The sequence below is a fragment of the Roseateles chitinivorans genome (genome assembly GCF_050632145.1).
GTDB classification, from domain to species: Bacteria; Pseudomonadota; Gammaproteobacteria; order Burkholderiales; family Burkholderiaceae_C; genus Roseateles; species Roseateles chitinivorans_B.
Window position 1 is genome coordinate 3,970,911 of record NZ_CP192577.1, and the last position, 21,460, is coordinate 3,992,370.

The window sequence follows — 21,460 nt, forward strand, 5'->3', positions numbered from 1 at the left end:
GTCCGCTCAGGAGTACCCATCAGGCCGGAATAGGGAACTCGCCGATGGCGCGGCATCCCTCCTCGGATATCTCGAAGACTTCTGTCGAGAGAGGGTAGGCGGCTTCCTGATATTCCTGCACGGTGACGGCGCCCACGCGACTGGCGAAGTTGGCATGCTCCGCGGCCCAGAAATAGAGAAAGTCGCGATCGGGCGCCACTGCCAGAACGGGCCAGCCGATCGTGTGCTGAACGACTTCCCGAAGATTGGGCGCAAGCAGCAGCGACGCCTTGAAGGGCAGGGAAGTGCTCAGATAAGCCAGTCGAACGCCGTCTACGTCAGACCATTCGACCGTGGCCTCCCGCAGGCTCGACGCCAGGTTCTCGAACGCCATGTCTTGCGCCTGTGTCTCGCTCAGGCCGAGTTGCTCGAGCATGTCGTGACTCACCCAATGAATCGTTCCGCCGTCAGGCGACGTGTGAACCAGGACCCGGTCCACCCGATCGCTCAGCGGAACGCGAAAATCTGCGGGCTCTTCATAGTCATTGGGCTCCATCGCCCAGTAGAGCTGCTCAGCGGACAGGTCGTCCGTGCCGTGCGAACCCGTTTCGACGACCGTGTCCACGAAGCGGGCCACGCGATCGACGTCATCGCCATCTCCCAGACTTCTCTCCAAGTTGGAGAGACTGACCAGGAGGTCCGTTTCAGCGATGCTCAACGAATGTCGACCAGATTCCGGATCGATGCCGAATTCGATGCCACGTCGTTGCAGCTCCTGTTCAAACAGTCGTCGCGTGTCCGCAGGGGAGGTCGGCATCGCAAATCCGGTTGTTGAAAATGGCGGTCGATCTTATGCGGCGTCAGTGTGCTGCGCGAGTGCGCGTTGCGGCACTGGAGCGTTGCGCTGATAGGCGACAAGTTCGGCATCTCGCTTTGCGAGGCGCAGACTGTCTGGATGGGTGGAGCGGCCGGCCATAGAGAGCAGCGCAAGCGCGAGGCAAGGAGGCCTTCATGCCAGGGAGCCTAGCTAGACGCTCACTGGTTCACTGCCTTCTCGATGAAGTCAACGATCTCCGCCACTGGGATAGTGAAGATGCCAGCGTTCCCCGCTTCAAACGCCTGCTTCCAAGTTGCATAGCCCTCGCGGTAGTCCGGGTTTGGCGCAGAGGTGCCAACTAGTTTGAGAGCGCTGTCATCGAGGGTCTTCCTCGACACGGGGAAATGCGGAAGGTTTTGCGTAATGCCACTGGGCGCGCGACGGTTCTTGACCTTTACTCCGTTGACACTGATGTGAAAGATGGAACCGAGCTTTGCATCGAACTCCACCTTGTTGATCAACAGCGTGGAGCCTTGATCGTTTGAGCGCGTTCGGTACGACCAAACCTGCCCTTCTTTGAATTCTTGCGAGAGCGCGTCAGCCATGGTAGCCAGTGGAGTCAGGGCAATGAGAACGAGGATGTTGCGTCGCATGTACGGATCAACTGACGAGTTGGCCAATCCTGGCAACCTGAAATCGGGCCGCTCAGAGCGAATGCAGCTTACCCCAAGCCGACATTTCCTCCGTCCGCGCCTGGCAGCGTGCAATCGCCCAGGCTCATGACAGCGACAGAAAGCTTCCGCTGCGATGCCGCCGCAGCGCAAAGGCGAGATCAGCCCCAAGCAACCAGACGCTCCCTGCCGCCTTCGATCTCAAGGAACACATTCGAGTATGGACTGACCTCCGGGAACTCTGCCGTAGGGTCGCATCGCACTGCGCATGGCAGTCGCTCGGCCAGAAATCGGCCCAACGCCACGCAAGATGTCCAAGGAGCCGCCCCACCCACCGAAACACTTAGAAAGTGATCCTCGCTTTCCCATACGACGACAGGCGCGGCCTCGAACTCGAAGAACTGCACTCCTTCACCTAGGGAGTCTGTCGAAGCAATTGGGCCAAGGGCCGCCGAGAGTACAGAAATGACCGCGCTGACATCTGTCCGCGCGTAGGCTTCAATGTCGAACTTGCTCATTCGGCGTGGGTGATCAACTTGGAGTTCAGTTGCAGGGGTCAGGCCCCAGCGACTTGCTCAAGTGCCCGCTGCAGCTCTATCGACGCGCCATAGACCGGCGCAAACCCGCTGAGCAGCACTTGAGCGCTGCGCTGATAGGCCGCAGACTCGATGTCGAGCTGACCATCTCGAAGCGCGGCAACGATGGTCGTCGACAGGACCCCGGCGGGATTCTCGATGTCGACACCGATCTCGGAAAACGAGGCTGATGCCTGCTTGGGTGCCAGGTCATGCGCGACGGATCCGGGGATCAACGTCGCTGCGGCCAGGCAGCAGCCGCCCGACACCGCCAGCGACGAATGCACCGTCTGAGGCGTGAAGTACCGGACGGCCAGGTCGGCCCCGATGGTGGACGCGCCGATGATGCAGACCTTGGGAATGGTCTCGCTCAACAGCAACTCCTGCGCCGTCATGGGCTGACCATCCTTGCGGCGGAGCTGCATCTTCAAGCCGGCCTCGACCCAGATCTCCCTCAGGCGCTGCATCAGCTCGACGTCCGCCGCCAGTTCACGCGTGGACTCGTGGCCGGTCTTCCCCAGTTCGCCGGCGGGGATGATGACCATGGGAACCGCCACGTCCACGCAGCTCGCGCGCACGCCGTGGAAGACGTCGACCGCTTGACCCGTCGGAAGCAGGGCGCCGGTCTTGGCGCCCGCCGGGCGATGCAGGAAGAGATCCACCGCGGGGTGGCGCCCCATCACGCCGGGAATCTCGCCCGTGGCGAAGGACCCGTCCGGCTCGATCACCATGCGCGATGTCGTCAGGACGCCGGTATTGGTGTTCAGGATGTCCAGCTCGTTCTTGCCAGCGTTCTGCCCATTCACCAGGCCGGTGTCCAGGGCCCAGAGCTGTAGGGCCGAGGACATGTTCCCGCAGTTGACGCTCCAGTCGATGCGGCCGTGGTCCGACGCCAGCTGGGCGAGCGTGCTGATCAGGCGCGGCGCGGCGCCACCGTCTTCCAGCGAGGCGAAGAAGACCTTGTTGCTCGTGGCCGGACCTCGCCCCAGGCCTGTGATCTGTCGGTTGCCGGGCCACTCGCCTGTCGGGGGGACGCCCATCAGATGACGCAGCAGCTCCTCGCGGAGCTCGTGGTCCTGCGGAGCAATGGGATCCCAGATCACCAGCCCGGTGGAGGTGCCGCCGCGCATGTGATGCACGGGGAATTCCCACGTGTTGCCGCGAAGACGGGGGCGGGGAAGCTGGGTCATTGCTGGAGGCTCGGGGTGAGGAGTCTGAAGCGTATCCCGTCCGGGCTTCAGTCGCCTCAAGCGGCGCGCGCATCGATGAGCGCATGTGCGAATGCAGGCGACATCGGATACTCGCGCCTTCCTCCGCTCTGGCTTGCGCACGTGCTCCATCACCTGGAAATCGGTGTCTCCGATCTTGAGAACTCACTTCGATTCTGGACGCCGTTCCTGCGGCAGCTCGGCTACGAGGAGTCGCAACGATGGTCGGGCGGGGTGAGCTACCGCAGCGGCCCCACCTGCCTGTGCTTCGTGCAGACCCCGGGCGAGCACCTGGCGGCCGGGTTCCATCGCAGACGGATCGGGCTCAACCACCTGGCATTCCGCGGCGAATCCCGGGCGCATGTCGACGAACTCGCGCGATGGGTCGAGTCCGCCGGATACGCGACCCTCTACGCGGACCGGTATCCCCATGCTGGCGGGTCGGACCACTACGCGCTATATTGCGAGGATCCGGACCGGATCAAGGTCGAGGTGGTAGCGCCGGCGTGACACTCGTGTCCGGCGCGATCACGGCTGCGCCGGCAGCCGGATCGCGTGCCGCGTCGTGCCGGCGGGCAGCGCCGCCTGATCGAAGGTCGGCGGACCGAAGCTGCCCTGCGCCTGGCGCGAGAACGCGTAAGGCTCGATCGGGATGCCGATCACGCTGCTGTCGAGCTTGCCGTTGCCGTTGAGATCCTGGTAGATCGCGATGCCCACGGGCCCCTCGGGCAGTCCCTTCAAACGGACCTTGATGACGCCGTCGCGAGCTTCCGTCGAGGCTGTCTTCGCGGTCGCCACGGGCTTCTTCAACCAGCTCTCGGGGAGGCGTAGGCGGCCACCTGGACCGGGCTGGGCCTGTCCGCGCCGGTGGCGGTGACGCCGCTGATCTCGAGCTCAAGGTCGGCCGCGTACGCCGGCCGCGCTCCCAGCAGAAGGGCCGCGCCGAGGAGCGCGACGGCGACAGAGGAACGGGCAGGGCGGATCGACATTCGAGACTCCAGGAGGCGACCCAGGGATCGGGTCGATGAGACGCACTCTAGGAAATCGTCCGGGGTCAGGCCTTGCGCTTCAGATGAAACTGCAGGAAGGGGCGTGAATCGACGGGGAACGGCGTGAGCGGGATTTGGCTCCCGCCGGCGCTGGATGTCCGCCCCACAGCGCAAGCCACGCGCCCGCCGCAGCGGCTGTCCCCAAGCTGGGTTTGATGTTCATGGTCGGAAAGACGGACCGCTTTCGCTGCTGATCCGAGGAGCCCCGCGCACGTTACCGGAAGTATTGCTGTCGGTTGGATGCAAAGGTTTCAGGAATGCTCTGTCCATTTGACGGTGACGGAATGCCGATGGGCAGGCTGCAGCCGGGGTTGAGGCTCAGGGGCGAAACATCAGGATCACAGAGGCGGGTACTTTTCCGTCGACATCAAGAGGAATGCGGTCCGCTTTGGCCATGGCTCGGATGACGGCAGCTTCCCATTGCGGAGAGCCTCCCGAGCGAATCAGCTTGTATGACGTGATCTCTCCGCTTGCCTTGACGTTGATCTCCACCTCGCTGAAGGAGTCCGGAGATACGGGACCGGGATCAAGGAGGTAAAACCGTATCGCATCGCCTAGGCGCTTGGCGTACGGGATGGAGACGTCACTGAACGACGGTGGGCGCTGGCGTGCATCCTGGGGTGTTGACACGCCCTGCGCGCTGCAAAGACCTACCGCAGTAACGGAGGCAATCAAAGCGAAGAGAAGCTTCATTGTTCGAGGAGGCGCCTTGATCGGCACAGTGGGGCAGCGGCTAGCGTATCCGCATTCCGCATTCCGCTACCGCTGCGAAGCGGCCGGCGAGACCATCACCGCCCCCTGAAGAACCCCACCGTCACGATCCCCGCCGCGGTCAGCAGCAGCGACCCGCCCAGATGCATCGTCACCGCGATCGCCGCCAAGGCGGGCCGCTCGGTCCTGAGCAGCTGGACGATTTCTGCGGAGAAGCTGGAGAACGTCGTCAGTCCTCCCAGGAAGCCGGTGATGACGAAGAGGCGCCAATGCGCGGGGAGTTCCGGGTGGGCGCCGAAGTAGGCGAAGGCCACGCCGACGAGGTAGCCGCCGATCAGGTTGGCGGCCAGCGTACCGGGTGGGATGGCGGGGAAGAGCAGGTTCAGCGAGAGCCCCAGCCCCCAGCGCAACAGGCACCCGAGGGCGCCGCCCACCACCACTGCGAAGAATGAATTCACCATGTCCGTCCTTGTTGATTGGCCCGGACGGACAGCGAGTTCCTACGAAGCCATGCGCCGGGCTGTCGTAGGCATCATCAGCCGGCGGGGTGCCGGCGGTTCCTGGAGGTATGCCATCTCCAAGGGCATGACTCTAGCCGTGGCGCGGCCAGGCGCCATCGGCTCAAGTCCGCGGCGGATCCGCTGAGCGCCCGCTCAGCGCCGGACCTTCCCGTCCTCCGTGAGGATCGTCATGTCCACGTACCGCGAACCCGCGTGCTTCTGACCGGAGAAGCTGATGAAGAAGCCGCCCAGGTCGAGCTGGCTCTGCGCCTCCAGGCCGCTGATGATGTTGGACGGCGACGGGTCGTTGCCCGCGCGGCGCAGGCCTTCCACCATCGTCTTGGCGGCGACGAAGCCTTCCATGCCGGTGTAGCTCGGGTCCACCTTCGCGGCCTTCACGCGCTGCAGGTATTCGCCGGCGATCGGTGTCAGGCCCGAGAACGGGAAGGGCACGACCTGCGACACGACCACGCCGCGCGCATCCTTGCCCAGCTCCGCCGCCAGCGCCTGCGCGCCGACGAACGAGAAGTTGTAGAAGTTGCCCAGGAAGCCGGCCTTGCGCGCGCCCCGGATGAAGGCCGCGCCGGACTTGTACGCCGCCACCTGCACGATGCACTCGGGCCTGCCGGCCATCACCGAGGTCAGCGACGCCGCTACGTCCACCGAGTTGCGCTCCACCGTGCCCTGCGACACCGGGGTCAGGTTGTGCTGCTTGAGCGCCGCGGTCACCGCCGCCAGGCCGGCCTGGCCGTAGGCGTCGTTCTGGAAGAACACCGCCACGCGCGTGATGCCCACCGAGGTGATCTGCTTGACGATCTCTGCCGCCTCGTCGTTGTACGACGCGCGGATGTGGAACAGGAAGCGGTTGAACGGCGTGCGCAGCGCCTCCGCGCCGGTGAACGGCGCCACCAGCGGGATCTTCGCCGCGGTCAGCAGCGGCACCGCCGCCAGCGTCGTGGGCGTGCCCACGTAGCCGAACAGCGCGTTGACGCCGTCCTCGATCAGGCGCCGCGTGTTGGCCGCGCAGCGCTCCGGCTCATAGCCGTCGTCCATGCTGCGCAGCTCGATGCGCTTGCCGTTCACGCCGCCGCGCTGGTTGACCTGGTCGAAGACCAGCATCGCGCCTTCCTTGAACTGCTCCCCCAGTTCCTTCGCCGGGCCGCTGAAAGGCGCGGACTGGCCCAGCAGGATGCGCGAGTTGTCGGCGAAGGCAGGCAGGCTGCCGGCGCCCGCGAGGGCGGCGAAGTTCTGGAGCAGGTGGCGGCGGTTCATGGCGGGAAGACGTCCTGGCACTTCTGGAAAACCCGCAATCTTCCCCGAAGGCGGTGACCAGACGTGTATGCAGTAGCCACATCCCTGCTACATCGCCCGCGTATCCGTATTGACCGTGGACAACTTCACGCCGCTTTCACATTGAAACACGAACCCCCGGGGCCAGGGGTTGATCGATTCCGGACCCGAGCGGGCCCGGGGAAGGGCTTGACCTGCGGTGCCGCCACGTCGCCACGCCGCCGGCACCCTGGCGCAGGCCGGTCGCCAGCGTCGTCGAGTCCTCATCCGCCGGCGGGATGCTGCTGGACGTAGGCGGCATGCAGCTCGTCCGCCCACTTGCGCAGCGCCTGTCCGATGGCCGTGTACTCGTATTCGTTCAGGTTGGCCAGCGAAGCGCGCGCCGACGGCCGCGTGGCGCCGAAGCCCCGTCCAGGCAGCAGCACGATGCCGGTCTCCTCGGCGACGCGGAACAGCAGCTCGCCGGTCGACGACTGCTGGACGGCCCACTTGGCGAACGCCGGCCCGTACAGCCTGGCGGCGATGTCCTCGACGTCCAGCAGCGTGTAGTAGTTGACCGAGAGCGGGTCGTGCGCCAGTTCCACGCCCAGCGCGCCGTGCAGCGCCGTGTCCCGGCGGCGGATCAGCTTCTTCAGCGCCGCCTTGTAGGCGTCGTGCTCGTCCATCATCGCGAACAGCGAGAACAGCGTCATCTGCACCTGTTGCGGCAGCGACAGTCCCGCCGTGTGGTTCAGCGCCACCACCCGGCTGTCGGCCACCATGCGGTCGATGAACTTGAAGCCTTCGACGTCGACGGTGATCGACTCGTACCGCCGGTGCAGACGCTGCCGCTCGCTCTCCGGCGCCCGCGCCAGCGCCGCGTCGAAGATGTTCTGCTTGTGCATCGCGACCGCGCCCAGCCGCCAGCCGGTCGCCCCGAAATACTTCGAATAGGAGTACACCAGGATCGTGTTGGCCGGGCAGGTCTGGAACACCGACTGGAACTCGTCGGCGAAGGTCCCGTACACGTCGTCCGTGATGATCATCAGGTCCGGCCGCTCCTCCTTGACGAGCGCCTGGATCCGGTCGTGGCTGCGGCGGTCCAGGCAGACCGAGGCCGGGTTGCTCGGGTTGATGCAGAAGAACACCTTGACGGCGGGATCCTTGAGCTTGTCGAGCTCGGCATCGGGGTACTGCCAGCCCGCCTGCGGGTCGGCGTTCAGCGGCACGATCTCCAGCGAGAACTGCTCCAGGTGCGGGATCTCGATGTACGGCGTGAAGACCGGCATCCCGATCGCCACCTTGTCACCGGCCTTGAGCAGCCCGTTGCTCTGCAGGCTGTTGAAGATGTAGGCCATCGCGGCGGTGCCGCCTTCCACCGCGAACACGTCCATCTGGCTGGGCGCGATCGTCGACTGCGTCATCTCGCGGCTCAGGTAGTGGCCGACGATCTGTTCGGCGACGCGCAGCATGCGGCCCGGCACCGGATAGTTGCAGCCCAGGATGCCGTCGACCATCTCGTGCAGGTAGGCCGTCGCGTCGAGTCCCAGCTGGTCCCGGACGTAGCTCAGCGTCTTGCCGAGGAAACGCACGCCTTCCTGGTCCTTGTGCTCGCTGACGAAGCGCTCGAAGCGGCCCTCGATGCCCTCGATGCTGGCCAGGCCGCCGACGCCCTGCGTCATGTAGGAATAGGACAGCTCCGACTCCGCCGCGGCGAGCAGTCCGAGGCGGAAGAACGCCCGGCGCGGTGTCGTGGCCAGGAAGTTGGGGTTGCCTCGGCCCGCATTGAGCATCGCGCGGTTGCTCTTGCCGGACGAGGCCAGCTTGATCAGCTCGTCCTTGAGTTCGAACGGGCTCAGCGAGGCGAAGTTCTTCTTTCCGTGGTCAGTCGGTCCGTTTCCAGTCATGGCGGCTGTCTCCAGTGAGGCCTCAGGCGAAGGCGATGATCAGCGGACCCAGCAACGTCAGGAAGACGTTGGCCAGGGCATAGGTGATGGCGAAGGGCACCGTCGGCACGTTGTTGCCGGCCTTGTCGAGCACCTCGCCGAACGCGGGGTTGGCGCTGCGGGCGCCGGTCAGTGCGCCGGCGAAGACGGCCACGTTGTCGTAGCGCAGCACGTAGCGGCCAACGATCATCGCGATCAGCAGCGGGATCACCGTGACCAGGACGCCGAGCAGGAAGAGCTTCAAGCCCTGGTCCAGGATGGTGTGCACGGCCTGCTGGCCCGATTGCAGCCCGACCATCGCGACGAAGCCGGCCAGGCCCAGGTCGCGCATCAGCGCCGAGGCCGCCGTGGGCAGGTTGCCGGCGGTATGGCGGCGGCTGCGCCACCACCCGAAGAGCAGGCCGCTCAGCAGCGCGCCGCCGCCGCTGCCCAGCGTGATGGGCACGGGGCCGGCGCGCACCACCAGCAGGCCGATCAGCAGACCCACCGTGATGCCGAAGCCGTGGAAGACGAAGTCGGTCTTGTCGCTGGGCAGGATCACCGGCCCGACCGACTGCGCCGCGCGCTGGAGGTCGGCGCTGGCGCCGAAGAGGGTGACCAGGTCGCCGGGCAGCACCACCGTGTCCGGCCGGATCGGCACCGGGGCGCCGCCTCGCAGCAACGCGAGCGCATAGACCCCGTGACGCAGGCCCTCGGACAGGGTGGCGACGATCTCGGCAACCGGGCGGTTCAGGTACTGCGGGTTGGCGATGGACACGTCGCGCTTGACCATCACCAGTTCCATGTCCCCGGTGTGCGGCTCCTCCTTGCCGATTGCGCCGGCCTGCGCCACGACGGCGGAGCGTCGCCCCACGAGCAGGATCAGGTCGCCGGCCTCCAGCGCCATCTCGCCGGTGACGCCGATCTCGGCGCCGCCGCGTCGCACGCGCTCGACCGTCACGGTGCCCACCGGGCCGCTGTTCTCCACTGCCTTCACGGTCAGGCCGGTCTGCGTGACGCGGAGGACCCGGCCGACGATGTCCGGCAGCGCGCTCGACTCGTCGGCCGCATACAGGCGCATGCCCTTGAGTTGCGCCTGCTCGGCCTGCTGCGCGTCCTCGCGGATGTCGCGCTTCATGAACCATTGCAGCAGGTTCACGCAGACGATGATGGCGCCGAACGAGCCGAAGATGTAGGTCACCGCATACCCGATGGCCACGTTGGCCTGCATCGTCTGGGCCGCTTCGGCGGACAGGCCGAGCTTGTCGATCGCGGAGCCCGCCGTCCCGATGATGGCCGACTGCGTCAACCCGCCCGCGGCCAGGCCGGCGGCGAGGCCCTTGTCCAGTCCGAACACCCGGGCGATGACCAGCACCGTCACCAGTCCCGACAGCGCCAGGACGGCCGCCATCGAGATCTCGCGCAAGGACTGGCGCCCCAGCGAGCGGAAGAACTGCGGGCCGCTCTCGAAGCCGACCGCGTAGATGAACAGCGCGAACAGGATGGCCTTGATGCCGGAGTCGATGTGGACGCCGACCTGGCTGATGACCACCGCGGCCAGCAGGGATCCGGCGACGCCGCCCAACTGGAACGAGCCGAACTTGAACTTGCCGATCCAGTAGCCCAGGGCCAGGGACAGGAACAGCGCGAGTTCGGGGGATTGGTGCAGGACGGATTGGATGAACGTCACGCTGGCTCCCGGTTTGTGAAATGCAGCCTATCAACGGGTCGCCGTGGGGGCGATACCCCCTTCGGGGCGATTCCGGTGACAGACGAGGCGGGCTAATCGGGTCATCGGGTCATGGGGTCATGGGGTCAGGTCTGGTCTGGTCTGGCGGGGGCTGGCTGGGTCTGGCGAGGAGCGAACGGGATCACCCACGCCGTCTTTATGAAATCTTGATACCCGGCCGCCCAGCTTCTACAGCCCCTTGACGCGCCCGTTCCTAGAGTCCATCCATCCCATCCCGCCCTCAATCGAGAGGGCATGGGACCGTAAAAAATGGATGCACTCTTTCTCGGATTGAGCGTCGTGCTGTTCCTCGTGGCGGTGGGCCTGGCCGTGGCCAGCCATCGCCTGGAGGCCAAGCCATGAGCGCGCTCTACTGGCTGACCGGTTCCATCTCCGCCGGTCTGTTCGTCTATCTCCTGGTCGCCCTGTGGCGGGCGGAGGAGTTCTGACATGACGAACCTCGCCTGGGCCAACCTGGCCCTCTACCTCGCCGTCACGCTGCTGCTCGCCTGGCCGCTGGCCCGCTGGATCACCGCGCTCGCCAAGGGGCAGATGCCCGGATGGATCGCGGCGATCGAGCGACCGATCTTTCGCCTAGCCGGCATCAAGCCGGAGGAAGGCATGGGCTGGAAGCAGTACGCCATCGCGCTGCTGATCTTCAACTTCATCGGCGTCATCGCCGTCTACGCGCTGCAGCGCCTGCAGGGCGTGCTGCCGCTCAACCCGCAGGGGATGGGCGCGATCAGCCCGGACTCGTCGTTCAACACCGCCATCAGCTTCGTCGCCAACACCAACTGGCAAGGCTACGGCGGTGAGTCGACGATGAGCTACCTCACGCAGATGCTCGCGCTGACGGTGCAGAACTTCCTGTCCGCCGCCACCGGCATCGCCGTGGTGTTCGCGCTCATCCGCGGCTTCGCCTCGCGCCTGTCCGGCCACGTCGGCAACTTCTGGGCCGACATGACCCGCTGCACGCTGTGGCTGCTGCTGCCGTTGTCCATCGTGTTCGCGGTCGTCTTCGTCCAGCAGGGCGTGATCCAGAACTTCGACGGCTACCGAACCGTGCAGACGGTCGAGGCGCAGGACTACCAGACGCCCAAGCTCGGCGCCGACGGCCAGCCGATGAAGGACGCCCAGGGCGAGCCCGTGATGGAGCGCCAGCACACGCAGGAGCAGTCCCTCGCGATGGGCCCGGTCGCGTCGCAGGAAGCCATCAAGATGCTGGGCACCAACGGCGGCGGCTTCTTCAACGCCAATTCGGCGCATCCGTACGAGAACCCGACGCCGTTCACCAACCTGCTGCAGATCGTGGCGATCTTCGTGATCCCGGCCGCGCTGTGCCTGAGCTTCGGGCAACTGGTCGGCGACCGCCGGCAGGGCGCCGCGATCCTGGCCGCGATGAGCACGCTGTTCATCGTCGGCGTGCTGATCGCCACGCCCGCCGAGCAGGCCGGCAACCCGCTGGTGGCCGCGCAGGGCGTCGACATCCAGGCCACCGAGCTCCAGGCCGGCGGCAACATGGAAGGCAAGGAGACGCGCTTCGGGATCTCGGCCAGCTCGCTGTTCGCCGTCGTGACCACGGCCGCCTCCTGCGGCGCGGTCAACGCGATGCACGACAGCTTCACGCCCATCGGCGGCGCCGTGCCGCTGGTGATGATGCAGCTCGGCGAGGTCGTCTTCGGCGGCGTCGGCACGGGTCTCTACGGCATGCTGGTCTTCGCGATCCTGGCCGTCTTCATCGCCGGCCTGATGATCGGCCGCACGCCGGAGTACCTCGGCAAGAAGATCGAGCCCTTCGAGATGAAGATGAGCGCCGTCGCCATCCTCGTCACGCCGATCGTCGTGCTCGCGGGCACCGCCATCGCGGTCCTGGCGGGCGACGGCAAGGCCGGCATCGCCAACCCCGGCGCGCACGGCTTCAGCGAGATCCTCTACGCCTTCACCTCGGCGGCCAACAACAACGGCAGCGCCTTCGCCGGACTGTCCGCCAACACGCCGTTCTACAACACGCTGCTCGGCATCGCGATGTGGCTCGGCCGCTTCCTGGTCATCGTCCCCGTGCTGGCCATCGCCGGCAGCCTGGCCGCCAAGAAGCGCATCCCCGTGGGCGAGGGCACCTTGCCCACCCACGGCCCGCTGTTCGTCGTCCTGCTCATCGGCACCGTCCTCCTGGTCGGCCTGCTGAACTACGTGCCCGCGCTCGCGCTGGGTCCCGTCGTCGAGCACCTGATGCTCTGGAAGTGACCCTTCGGAGCCCATCATGACCAATCAACTCAAGACCCTCCATACGTCGGTGCCGGCCTCCGCCCGCACCGAGGTCCTCGGCGGCGCCAAGGTCGCCACGGGACCGCAAGGTCCCCAAGGATCTTCCGGCCCGCAAGGTCCGCAAGGACAGGATCCGCAGCCGCCGCGCGCCAACGCGAAGACCGGCATGTGGGACCCGGCGCTGGTGAAGCCGGCGATCCGCGATTCGTTCATCAAGCTCGCGCCGTCGACGCAGCTGCGCAACCCGGTGATGTTCGTCGTCTACGCCGGCAGCATCCTGACCACCGGCCTGTGGCTGGCGAGCTTCGCCAATCCGGCACTGGCCGGCGCCGAAGGCCCCGGCTTCATGCTCGCGATTGCGCTGTGGCTGTGGTTCACCGTGCTGTTCGCCAACTTCGCCGAGGCGCTGGCCGAAGGCCGTTCCAAGGCGCAGGCCGCGTCGCTGCGCGGCCTGAAGGCCAAGACCTGGGCGAAGAAGCTCGAGACGCCGCGCCACGGCTCGTCCTGGCATCCGGTCGCCTCCGAGGAACTGCGCAAGGGCCACGTCGTGCTGGTCGAGGCCGGCGACCTGGTGCCGCTGGACGGCGAGGTCATCGAAGGCGTCGCCTCGGTCGACGAGAGCGCCATCACCGGTGAATCCGCGCCGGTGATCCGCGAATCCGGCGGCGACTTCTCGGCCGTCACCGGCGGCACCCGCGTGCTGTCGGACTGGGTCGTCGTGCGCATCGCCGTCAATCCGGGCGAGGCCTTCCTCGACCGCATGATCGCGATGGTCGAGAGCGCCAAGCGCCAGAAGACGCCCAACGAGGTCGCGCTGACCATCCTGCTGGTCGCGCTGACGCTGGTGTTCCTGGTCGTCACCGTGACGCTGCTGCCGTACTCGCTGTTCGCGGTCGAGGCGGCCGGCGCCGGCACCGTGGTGTCGATCACCGCGCTGGTGTCGCTGCTCGTGTGCCTGATCCCGACGACCATCGGCGGCCTGCTGTCCGCGATCGGCGTCGCCGGCATGAGCCGGCTGATGCAGGCCAACGTGATCGCCACCTCCGGCCGCGCGGTCGAGGCCGCCGGCGACGTCGACGTGCTGATGCTCGACAAGACCGGCACGATCACGCTGGGCAACCGCCAGGCGAGCGCGTTCCTGCCGGCCCCGACGCTGCAGCAGCAGCTGCTGGCCGACGCGGCCCAGCTCGCCTCGCTGGCGGATGAAACGCCGGAAGGCCGCTCCATCGTCGTGCTGGCCAAACAGCGCTTCAACCTGCGCGAGCGCGAGCTGGCGACGCTGCAGGCGCATTTCGTCCCGTTCACCGCGCAGACCCGCATGAGCGGCGTGGACTTCGGTGATCCGGAGCATCCGAAGCGCCAGCTGCGCAAGGGCGCGGTGGAGGCGATCCGCCGCTTCGTCGAGTTGCATGGCGGCCAGATGCCGGCGCAGGTCACCGCGGTGGCCGAGGAAGTCGCGCGCCGTGGCTCCACGCCGCTGGTCGTGGCCGATCTCAACGACGGCCAGGCCCGCGTGCTGGGCGTGGTCGAGCTCAAGGACATCGTCAAGGGCGGCATCAAGGAACGCTTCGCGCAGCTGCGCAAGATGGGCATCCGCACGGTGATGATCACCGGCGACAACCGCCTCACCGCCGCGGCGATCGCGGCCGAGGCGGGCGTCGACGACTTCCTCGCCGAGGCGACGCCGGAGGCCAAGCTCAAGCTGATCCGCGACTACCAGGCCGAAGGCCGCCTGGTCGCGATGACCGGCGACGGCACCAACGACGCCCCCGCGCTGGCGCAGGCCGACGTGGCGGTGGCGATGGCCAGCGGCACGCAGGCCGCGAAGGAGGCCGGCAACATGGTCGACCTCGATTCGAACCCGACCAAGCTGCTGGAGATCGTCGAGACCGGCAAGCAGCTGCTGATGACGCGCGGCTCGCTGACGACCTTCTCGATCGCCAACGACGTGGCCCAAGTACTTCGCCATCATCCCGGCGATGTTCCTGGGCGTGTACCCGCAGCTGGCCGCGCTCAACGTGATGGGCCTGCACAGCCCGTCGTCCGCGATCCTGTCGGCCGTCATCTTCAACGCGCTGATCATCGTCGCGCTCATCCCGCTGGCGCTCAAGGGCGTCGCCTACCGGCCCATCGGCGCGGCCGCGCTGCTGCGCCGCAACCTGTGGATCTACGGCCTCGGCGGCCTGATCGTGCCCTTCGTCGGCATCAAGGCGATCGACCTGCTGCTGGTCGCGCTCCACCTCGTTTGACGCGGAGACATCCCTCATGACAACCACGCCATCCACTTCCCAGTCGTCGTCACATTCGCCGCTGCGCATGCTGCGTCCCGCGCTCGTCGGCTTCGTGCTGCTGAGCGCCGTCACCGGCCTGCTGTATCCGGCGCTGGTGACCGGCGTCGCCAAGACCATGTTCCCGTTCCAGGCCGAGGGCAGCCTCATCCTGCAGGACGGCAAGGTCGTGGGCTCCGAGCTGATCGGCCAGAACTTCTCGTCGCCGCGCTACTTCTGGGGCCGCCCGTCGGCCACCGGCCCGATGGCCAACAACGCCACCGGGTCGAGCGGCTCCAACCAGGGCCCGACGAATCCGGCGCTGGTCGACGCGGTGAAGGGCCGCATCGATGCCCTCAAGGCCGCCGATCCGGGCAACACCGCGCCGGTGCCGGTCGACCTCGTCAGCGCCTCGGCCAGCGGCCTGGACCCGCACATCAGCATGGCCGCTGCGCGCTACCAGGCCGCCCGCGTGGCCCGCGAACGCGGCCTGCCGGTCGAGGCCGTGCAGCGCCTGATCCAGGCCAACACCGAGGCCCGCGACCTCGCCGTGCTCGGCGAGCCGCGCGTGAACGTGCTCAAGCTCAATCTCGCGCTCGACAAGGCGCAACCTGCTCATTGAAATTCATGAAAACCCGTCTTCTCTCGCTGTTCCTGATCTCTTCCTGCTTCCTGCATGCCGCCGCGCGCGCGGAGGGCGAAGCCGCCGCCGCGGCGCCCGCGCCGACGCCCGGGCACACCTTCACCGGCAACGTCGCCTTCGTCAGCGACTACCGCTTCCGCGGCATCAGCCAGACGTGGAAGCGCCCGGCCGTGCAGGCCGGCTTCGACTACAGCCACGCCAGCGGCCTGTACCTGGGCACCTGGGCGTCCAATGTCTCGGGCAACAGCTACAACAACGGTGCGGGCATGGAGTGGGACCTGTACGGCGGCTACAAGCTGCCGGTGACCGACAGCGTCACGCTGGACGTCGGCGCGCTGGCCTACGTCTATCCCGGCGCGCGCCTGAATGCGGCCCCCGGCCAGCCGACCTCCAACAAGTACGACAACGTCGACCTCTACGCCGCCGTCACGGCGGGCGCGTTCTCGGCCAAGCTGTCGGTCGCCGCGACCGACTACTTCGGCCTGGACAGCGAGACCGCCGGCTACGCCTACTTCAGCGCGCTGCCGGCCAAGGGCTCGTCCAAGGGCACGGCCTACCTGGACCTGAACTACGGGTTCGAGCTGGGGCAGGGCTTCAACGCCGGCGTGCACGTCGGTCACCTGTGGATGCGCAAGTACGGCGACCTGTCCTACACCGACTGGAAGCTGTCCGTGACCGGGGAGCTGAAGGACCTGGGCGGACTGACGCTGGGCCTGGCCGTCGTCGGCACCGACGCGGACAAGGCGCTGTATCAGGCGGGCGACTCCGCCGCGGCGCGGGCGAAACGCCTGGGCGATACCGGCGTCGTGCTGAGCGTCTCCAAGACGTTCTGATGTTCCCTGAGCCCCTGACAGGGAGAGAATCGCCGGATGCCGAGCGCCGCTGACGAAAGACCTGACCCCGACAACCTGCTGGCGCAGATCCGTCAGCAGGAGGAGGCGCAGTCGCGCGGCCGGCTGCGCATCTACTTCGGGGCGTCGGCGGGCGTGGGCAAGACCTTCGCGATGCTGCAGGCTGCCCGGCATCTGGCGGACCAGGGAAGGGCGCCGCTGATCGGCGTCGTCGAGACGCATGGCCGGGCCGACACCGCCGCGCTGCTCGACGGCGTGCCGCCGCTGCCTCGTCTGCCGATGCGGCAGGTCGACCACCGTGGCCGGGCGCTGCCGGAGTTCGACCTCGACGGCGCGCTCGAGCGCCTGCGCGACCAGCCGGACGCGCTGATCCTGGTCGACGAGCTGGCGCATTCCAACGTCGCCGGCTCGCGGCATCCGAAGCGCTGGCAGGACGTCGAGGAGCTGCTCGCCAACGGCATCAGCGTCTACACGACCGTCAACGTCCAGCACCTGGAGAGCCTCAACGACGTCGTCGGCGGCATCACCGGCGTGCGGGTGCAGGAGACGCTGCCCGACACCTTCTTCGACCGCGCCGACGAGGTCGTGCTGGTCGACACGCCGGCCGACGAGCTGCTCGCGCGGCTGAAGGCCGGCAAGGTCTACCAGGGTGCGCAGGCCGAGCGCGCCGGCCAGCATTTCTTCCGCAAGGGCAACCTGATGGCGCTGCGCGAGCTCGCGCTGCGCCGCACGGCCGACCGCGTCGAGGACGACGTGCAGGCCTGGCGCAGCAACGAGCGCATCGCGGCCGTGTGGAAGACCGAGGCCTCGATCCTCTGCGCGATCGGTCCCGGTGACGAGGCCGAATCCATCGTGCGCAGCGCCGCGCAACTGGCGCAGCAGCTGGCGGTGAGCTGGCATGCGGTCTATGTCGAGACGCCGGCGCTGCACCGCCTGCCCGACGCTCGGCGCGAGCGCAGCCTGCGCGTGGTACGGCTGGCGCAGGACCTCGGCGCGACGACGGCGGTGCTGTCCGCGCAGGACCCGGCGCAGGCGTTGGCCGACTACGCGCGCGAGCACAACCTGTCCAAGCTGCTGATGGGACGGGGCGCGCCGCCCTCGTCCTCGTCGTTGCGCCGCTGGGGCAGCCGTGACCTCGCGGCGCACCTGGGGCGCGCGGCGCCGGAGCTGGACCTGATCCAGGTCGGCGCGTCCGCGACGCAGCGCAGCAGCGAGGCCGTTCCCGGGCCGACGTTCGGCGCCGCGCCGCGCCGCTACCTCTGGGCGACGCTGGCCTGCGTCGGCGTGGCCGTGCTCTGCTGGCCGCTGTCGCACCGCATCGCCAACGACAACATCGTCATGCTGTTCCTGCTCGGCGTGATGGGTGTGGCCATGCGCTGGGGGCGCGGGCCGGCCGTGCTGGCGAGTTTCCTCAGCGTGGCGCTGTTCGACTTCCTCTTCGTCGCGCCGAGGCTGAGCCTGGCGGTCAGCGACGTGCAATACGTGATCACCTTCGTCGTGATGCTGGCGGTCGGCCTGATCACCGGCCAGTTGACGGCGGGGCTGCGCTACGAAGCGCGTGTGTCGTCGGAGCGCGAGGCGAGGGCGCGGGGACTCTTCGAGCTGACCCGCGAGCTGGCCGGCGCGCTGCAGACCGAGCAGGTGATCGCCACGGCGGAGCAGCAGCTCGCGGTCCAGTTCGGCGGACGGGCGCTGCTGCATGTGCTGGACGACGACGACCGGCTGCAGCCGTCGCCGACGGAGCAGACACTGTCGATCGGTGATCGGTCCGATTCCGGCACCGCGCGCTGGGCGCTGGATCACGAGCAGGCCGCGGGCCTGGGCACCGACACGCTGCCGGGCAGCCAATGGTTCTACCTGCCGCTGCGCGCGCCGATGCGTACGCGCGGCGTGCTCGCGCTGCGACCCGGCGACGCACAGACGCTGATGCTGCCGGAGCGCCGCGCGCAGCTGGAGACCGCTGCGCGAATCGCGGGACAGGCCCTGGAGCGCGTGCACTATGTCGAGGTCGCGCAGCAGGCGCTGCTGCAGATCGAATCGGAACGGTTGCGCAATTCGCTGCTGTCGGCGCTGTCGCACGACCTGCGCACGCCGCTCGCGGCGCTGCAGGGGCTGGCCGAGACGCTGACCGAACGGTTGACGACGCGCGCGCCGGACCCCGGCGCCGCCGAGACCGCGCTGGCGATCCAGCAGCAGTCGCTGCGCATCAACGCGATGGTGCACAACCTGCTGGACATGGCGCGGCTGCAGAGCGGCGCCCTGAAACTCAACCGGCAGTGGCAGCCGGTGGACGAGGTCATCGGCAGCAGCCTGCAGCTGATGGGCGCGGCGCTGGCGCGTCACCGTGTGGTGCTGGACGTGCCGGCGACGCTGCCGCTGGTGGAACTGGATGCGGTGCTCGTCGAGCGCGTGCTGGCCAACCTGCTGGAGAACGCCGCGAAGTACACGCCGCCGGGGAGCGAGATCCGCGTGATCGCGCGGACGCACGCTGCGACTGGTGCGAACGACGCGACGGGTGAGAACGGTGTGGGCGGTTCCGGCGAGATGCGCCTGTCCGTCGAGGACAACGGCCCCGGCCTGCCGCCGGGCCGAGAGGAGGCGCTGTTCGAGAAATTCACGCGCGGCCACAGCGAGTCGCACCTGCCCGGCGTGGGCCTGGGTCTGGCGATCTGCCGTGCCATCATGCAGGCCCATGGTGGCCGCATCTGGGCCGAGCGCGCGACGCCGCAGGGCGGAGCGCGTTTCAGCCTGGCGCTGCCGCTGGGCGAGCCGCCGGCGCTGCCGGCCTTCGATGAAGACGGCGAATTCCACCCGTGAGCGTCCAGCCTTCTGTCCATCGTGAGTCAACCTTGAGTCAACCGTGAGTCAACCGTGACCGAGCTGCAGACAAGCGTCGTCCCCGTGGCGCTGATCGTCGAGGACGAACCCAACATCCGCCGCTTCGTGCGCCTGGCCCTGGAAGGCGAGGGCTGGGCCGTGCACGAGACCGGCACGCTGCGCCAGGGCCTGATCGATGCGGGCACGCGGCGGCCGGACCTGGTCATCCTCGACCTGGGGCTGCCCGACGGCGACGGCCAGGACTTCCTGCGCGACCTGCGCGCGTGGTCGGCGGTGCCGGTGATCGTGCTCTCGGCGCGCGGCGCCGAGGACGACAAGATCACGGCCCTCGACCATGGCGCCGACGACTACCTGAGCAAGCCCTTCGGCGTCGGCGAGCTGATGGCGCGGGTGCGCGTCGCGCTGCGCCGCAACCAGGCGCGGGCGAGCGAGCAGCAGGACCCCGTCTTCCGTTTCGGCGACGTCGAGATCGACCTGGCCGCGCGCCGCGTGCGTCGGGCCGGCGAGGACGTGCACCTCACGCCGATCGAGTACCGCCTGCTCAGCCACCTGATCGGCAACGCCGGCAAGGTGCTGACGCACCGCCAGCTGCTGAAGGCGGTCTGGGGACCGTCGCAGGTCGAGCAGAACCATTACCTGCGCGTCTACATGGGCAACCTGCGCCAGAAGCTCGAGGCCGAACCGGCCAGCCCGAAGCACCTGCTGACGGAGACCGGGGTGGGGTATCGGCTGATGCCCTGAGCGGTGTCATGCCCGTGCCCCGCGCACGATGTCCCCATGGCCTGTAGCATTGGCCGCACGCCCGCATCGGGGCGCCGACCCGACCTCCCCGGTCGACACCGCTCAACAAGGAGACATCTCATGATTCAGCAGGCCCAGGTCGAACTCGCCAAGACCTTCTTCGAACAGTCGAAGAAGGCGTTCGAACAGAACTACGCCGCATGGAGCACGGTGCTCGCCTCGCAGAAGGCGATCCTGGATTCGATGCGCGCGGGAGGCGCGCCCTTCGAGGTCGCCGCCGACCAGTTCCAGAAGCTGATCGAGTTCCATGAGCAGCAGTTCCGCGTCACCACCGACTTCATGAGCAAGCTGCAGGCGGACTACGCCAAGGTGGTGCAGCAGAAGACCAAGTGAGACCGGTCTTCCAGCCCGGCCGGCTGACGGTCGGGCTGATGACGCCCGTCGACGCGAGCCCCGATCGGATGGCCGACGTCGACGAGGCGCTCGCGCTGGCCGCGCTCGCGGACCGGCTCGGTTTCGCGGCGCTGTGGACGCGCGACGTCCCGCTGATGGTGCCGCAGGGCAGCGACAACACCGCCAGCGCGCTCGATGATCCTTTCCTGTGGCTGGGCGCCCTGGCCGGCGCGACGCGCGAGATCGCCGTCGGCACCGCCGCCATCGTGCTGCCGCTGCGGCATCCGCTGCATGTGGCGAAGGCCGCGCTGTCGCTGGACCGGCTCAGCGGCGGGCGCTTCGTCCTCGGCATGGGATCGGGGGACCGGCCCGCGGAGTTCGCGGCCTTCGGCGAAGACCTGGACCATCGCGCGGAGACCTTCCGCAGCCGCTGGGCCGTCGTGCGCGCGGCGCTGTCGCCCGACGCCGGCGACCGTGCCGCGGTGATCGAGGCGACCGGGGGCTTCCCCGTCCTGCCGGCTCCGTCGCGGCGCATCCCGATGATCGTCGTGGGCTCGGCCCGGCAGTCGCTGCAGTGGACCGCGACGCATGCCGATGCGTGGGCGACCTATCACCGCGAGGAAGCGCGGCAGGAGGGCCGCATCGAGTTGTGGCAACGTGCGCTCGAACAGAAGGGCGTCGGCGCGAAGCCGTTCGTGCAGTCGGTGCAGCTCGAGCTGCTCGCCGATCCGGCCGCCGCGTCGGAGCCGCTCGAACTGGGGCTGCGCACGGGACGCCGCGCGCTCATCGCCTACCTGCGTCGCCTGCAGGCGATGGGCGTTGCCCATGTGCTGTTCAACCTCGGGCGAGGACGGTCGGCGCGCGAGGTGATTGAGGAGTTGGGCGAGGACGTGCTGACGCGACTCGCGGACAACGATTGAGCCGCGGCGCTTCACGCGTTGCATCGCATCTCCTCGCATGGCATGGCATCGCATGGGGTGGGGTGGGGTGGCGTGGCGTCGTACTGGGCGGCGCGTCCCCTGTCCGGGT

20 protein-coding genes, 1 pseudogene and 1 riboswitch are annotated in these 21,460 nt (G+C 67.9%); of the genes and pseudogenes, 10 read left to right on the plus strand and 11 right to left on the minus strand.

The window, feature by feature from the left end; translation table 11 throughout:
• Window positions 1-19 precede the first annotated feature (19 nt).
• From ACQ86G_RS18305 to ACQ86G_RS18320, 4 genes are all read right to left on the minus strand, one after another.
• A complete protein-coding gene (locus ACQ86G_RS18305; RefSeq protein WP_431256651.1) occupies window positions 20-796 on the minus strand; it encodes a hypothetical protein in 777 nt (258 codons plus the stop codon).
• 218 nt (window positions 797-1,014) lie between these two features.
• Complete coding sequence (locus ACQ86G_RS18310; protein ID WP_431256652.1) at window positions 1,015-1,449, minus strand: hypothetical protein; 435 nt, start codon at window positions 1,447-1,449, stop codon at window positions 1,015-1,017.
• Between the two features lie 179 nt (window positions 1,450-1,628).
• The gene (locus tag ACQ86G_RS18315) at window positions 1,629-1,985 is read right to left on the minus strand and encodes a hypothetical protein (protein WP_431256653.1); all 357 of its coding nucleotides are present in this window, start codon (window positions 1,983-1,985) and stop codon (window positions 1,629-1,631) included.
• 38 nt (window positions 1,986-2,023) lie between these two features.
• Window positions 2,024-3,292: a PrpF domain-containing protein gene (locus ACQ86G_RS18320; RefSeq protein WP_431256654.1), complete on the minus strand. Its 1,269-nt coding sequence runs from the start codon at window positions 3,290-3,292 to the stop codon at window positions 2,024-2,026.
• Window positions 3,293-3,373: 81 nt separating this feature from the next.
• On the opposite strand from ACQ86G_RS18320, the gene ACQ86G_RS18325 reads away from it, so the two are divergent.
• Window positions 3,374-3,760: a VOC family protein gene (locus ACQ86G_RS18325; protein WP_431256655.1), complete on the plus strand. Its 387-nt coding sequence runs from the start codon at window positions 3,374-3,376 to the stop codon at window positions 3,758-3,760.
• 18 nt (window positions 3,761-3,778) lie between these two features.
• Here ACQ86G_RS18325 and ACQ86G_RS18330 read toward each other — a convergent pair whose 3' ends face one another.
• The 7 genes from ACQ86G_RS18330 to aspT form a co-directional block, all read right to left on the minus strand.
• Window positions 3,779-4,060 carry a DUF2141 domain-containing protein gene (locus tag ACQ86G_RS18330; RefSeq protein ID WP_431256656.1) on the minus strand — a complete coding sequence of 94 codons (282 nt, stop codon included), beginning with the start codon at window positions 4,058-4,060 and terminating at the stop codon, window positions 3,779-3,781.
• Entirely contained in the window at window positions 4,057-4,239 is a 183-nt protein-coding gene (locus ACQ86G_RS18335; RefSeq protein ID WP_431256657.1) for a hypothetical protein, read from the minus strand. Before ACQ86G_RS18335 ends, ACQ86G_RS18330 begins: the two co-directional genes overlap by 4 nt.
• Before the next feature lie 378 nt (window positions 4,240-4,617).
• Complete coding sequence (locus ACQ86G_RS18340) at window positions 4,618-4,992, minus strand: TonB C-terminal domain-containing protein (protein WP_431256658.1); 375 nt, start codon at window positions 4,990-4,992, stop codon at window positions 4,618-4,620.
• Between the two features lie 95 nt (window positions 4,993-5,087).
• Window positions 5,088-5,471: a fluoride efflux transporter CrcB gene (gene crcB, locus ACQ86G_RS18345; protein WP_431256659.1), complete on the minus strand. Its 384-nt coding sequence runs from the start codon at window positions 5,469-5,471 to the stop codon at window positions 5,088-5,090.
• Between the two features lie 58 nt (window positions 5,472-5,529).
• Window positions 5,530-5,598, minus strand: a riboswitch (Fluoride riboswitch).
• 65 nt (window positions 5,599-5,663) lie between these two features.
• The gene (locus ACQ86G_RS18350; RefSeq protein ID WP_431256660.1) at window positions 5,664-6,782 is read right to left on the minus strand and encodes an ABC transporter substrate-binding protein; all 1,119 of its coding nucleotides are present in this window, start codon (window positions 6,780-6,782) and stop codon (window positions 5,664-5,666) included.
• A 281-nt stretch (window positions 6,783-7,063) separates the two neighbouring features.
• Window positions 7,064-8,686, minus strand: a complete 1,623-nt coding sequence (locus ACQ86G_RS18355; RefSeq protein WP_431256661.1) for a bifunctional aspartate transaminase/aspartate 4-decarboxylase — start codon at window positions 8,684-8,686, stop codon at window positions 7,064-7,066.
• A gap of 22 nt (window positions 8,687-8,708) precedes the next feature.
• Complete coding sequence (gene aspT / locus ACQ86G_RS18360) at window positions 8,709-10,394, minus strand: aspartate-alanine antiporter (RefSeq protein ID WP_431256662.1); 1,686 nt, start codon at window positions 10,392-10,394, stop codon at window positions 8,709-8,711.
• Between the two features lie 398 nt (window positions 10,395-10,792).
• Between aspT and kdpF the strand changes: the two genes are divergently transcribed.
• From kdpF to ACQ86G_RS18405, 9 genes and pseudogenes are all read left to right on the plus strand, one after another.
• Window positions 10,793-10,882, plus strand: coding sequence for a K(+)-transporting ATPase subunit F (kdpF, locus tag ACQ86G_RS18365; protein WP_088406789.1), 90 nt, complete (start codon window positions 10,793-10,795; stop codon window positions 10,880-10,882).
• A gap of 1 nt (window position 10,883) precedes the next feature.
• The gene (gene kdpA / locus ACQ86G_RS18370) at window positions 10,884-12,677 is read left to right on the plus strand and encodes a potassium-transporting ATPase subunit KdpA (protein ID WP_431256663.1); all 1,794 of its coding nucleotides are present in this window, start codon (window positions 10,884-10,886) and stop codon (window positions 12,675-12,677) included.
• Window positions 12,678-12,864: 187 nt separating this feature from the next.
• Window positions 12,865-14,947 (plus strand): annotated as a pseudogene (gene kdpB, locus ACQ86G_RS18375) (potassium-transporting ATPase subunit KdpB).
• Window positions 14,948-14,963: 16 nt separating this feature from the next.
• The gene (gene kdpC / locus ACQ86G_RS18380; protein ID WP_431256664.1) at window positions 14,964-15,587 is read left to right on the plus strand and encodes a potassium-transporting ATPase subunit KdpC; all 624 of its coding nucleotides are present in this window, start codon (window positions 14,964-14,966) and stop codon (window positions 15,585-15,587) included.
• A 5-nt stretch (window positions 15,588-15,592) separates the two neighbouring features.
• Window positions 15,593-16,441 carry a TorF family putative porin gene (locus tag ACQ86G_RS18385; protein WP_431256665.1) on the plus strand — a complete coding sequence of 283 codons (849 nt, stop codon included), beginning with the start codon at window positions 15,593-15,595 and terminating at the stop codon, window positions 16,439-16,441.
• Between the two features lie 36 nt (window positions 16,442-16,477).
• Entirely contained in the window at window positions 16,478-19,276 is a 2,799-nt protein-coding gene (locus ACQ86G_RS18390) for a DUF4118 domain-containing protein (RefSeq protein WP_431256666.1), read from the plus strand.
• A 54-nt stretch (window positions 19,277-19,330) separates the two neighbouring features.
• Complete coding sequence (kdpE, locus tag ACQ86G_RS18395) at window positions 19,331-20,038, plus strand: two-component system response regulator KdpE (protein ID WP_431256667.1); 708 nt, start codon at window positions 19,331-19,333, stop codon at window positions 20,036-20,038.
• A 120-nt stretch (window positions 20,039-20,158) separates the two neighbouring features.
• Complete coding sequence (locus ACQ86G_RS18400) at window positions 20,159-20,431, plus strand: hypothetical protein (RefSeq protein WP_431256668.1); 273 nt, start codon at window positions 20,159-20,161, stop codon at window positions 20,429-20,431.
• A complete protein-coding gene (locus tag ACQ86G_RS18405; RefSeq protein ID WP_431256669.1) occupies window positions 20,428-21,351 on the plus strand; it encodes a TIGR03571 family LLM class oxidoreductase in 924 nt (307 codons plus the stop codon). Before ACQ86G_RS18400 ends, ACQ86G_RS18405 begins: the two co-directional genes overlap by 4 nt.
• Window positions 21,352-21,460: the final 109 nt, after the last annotated feature.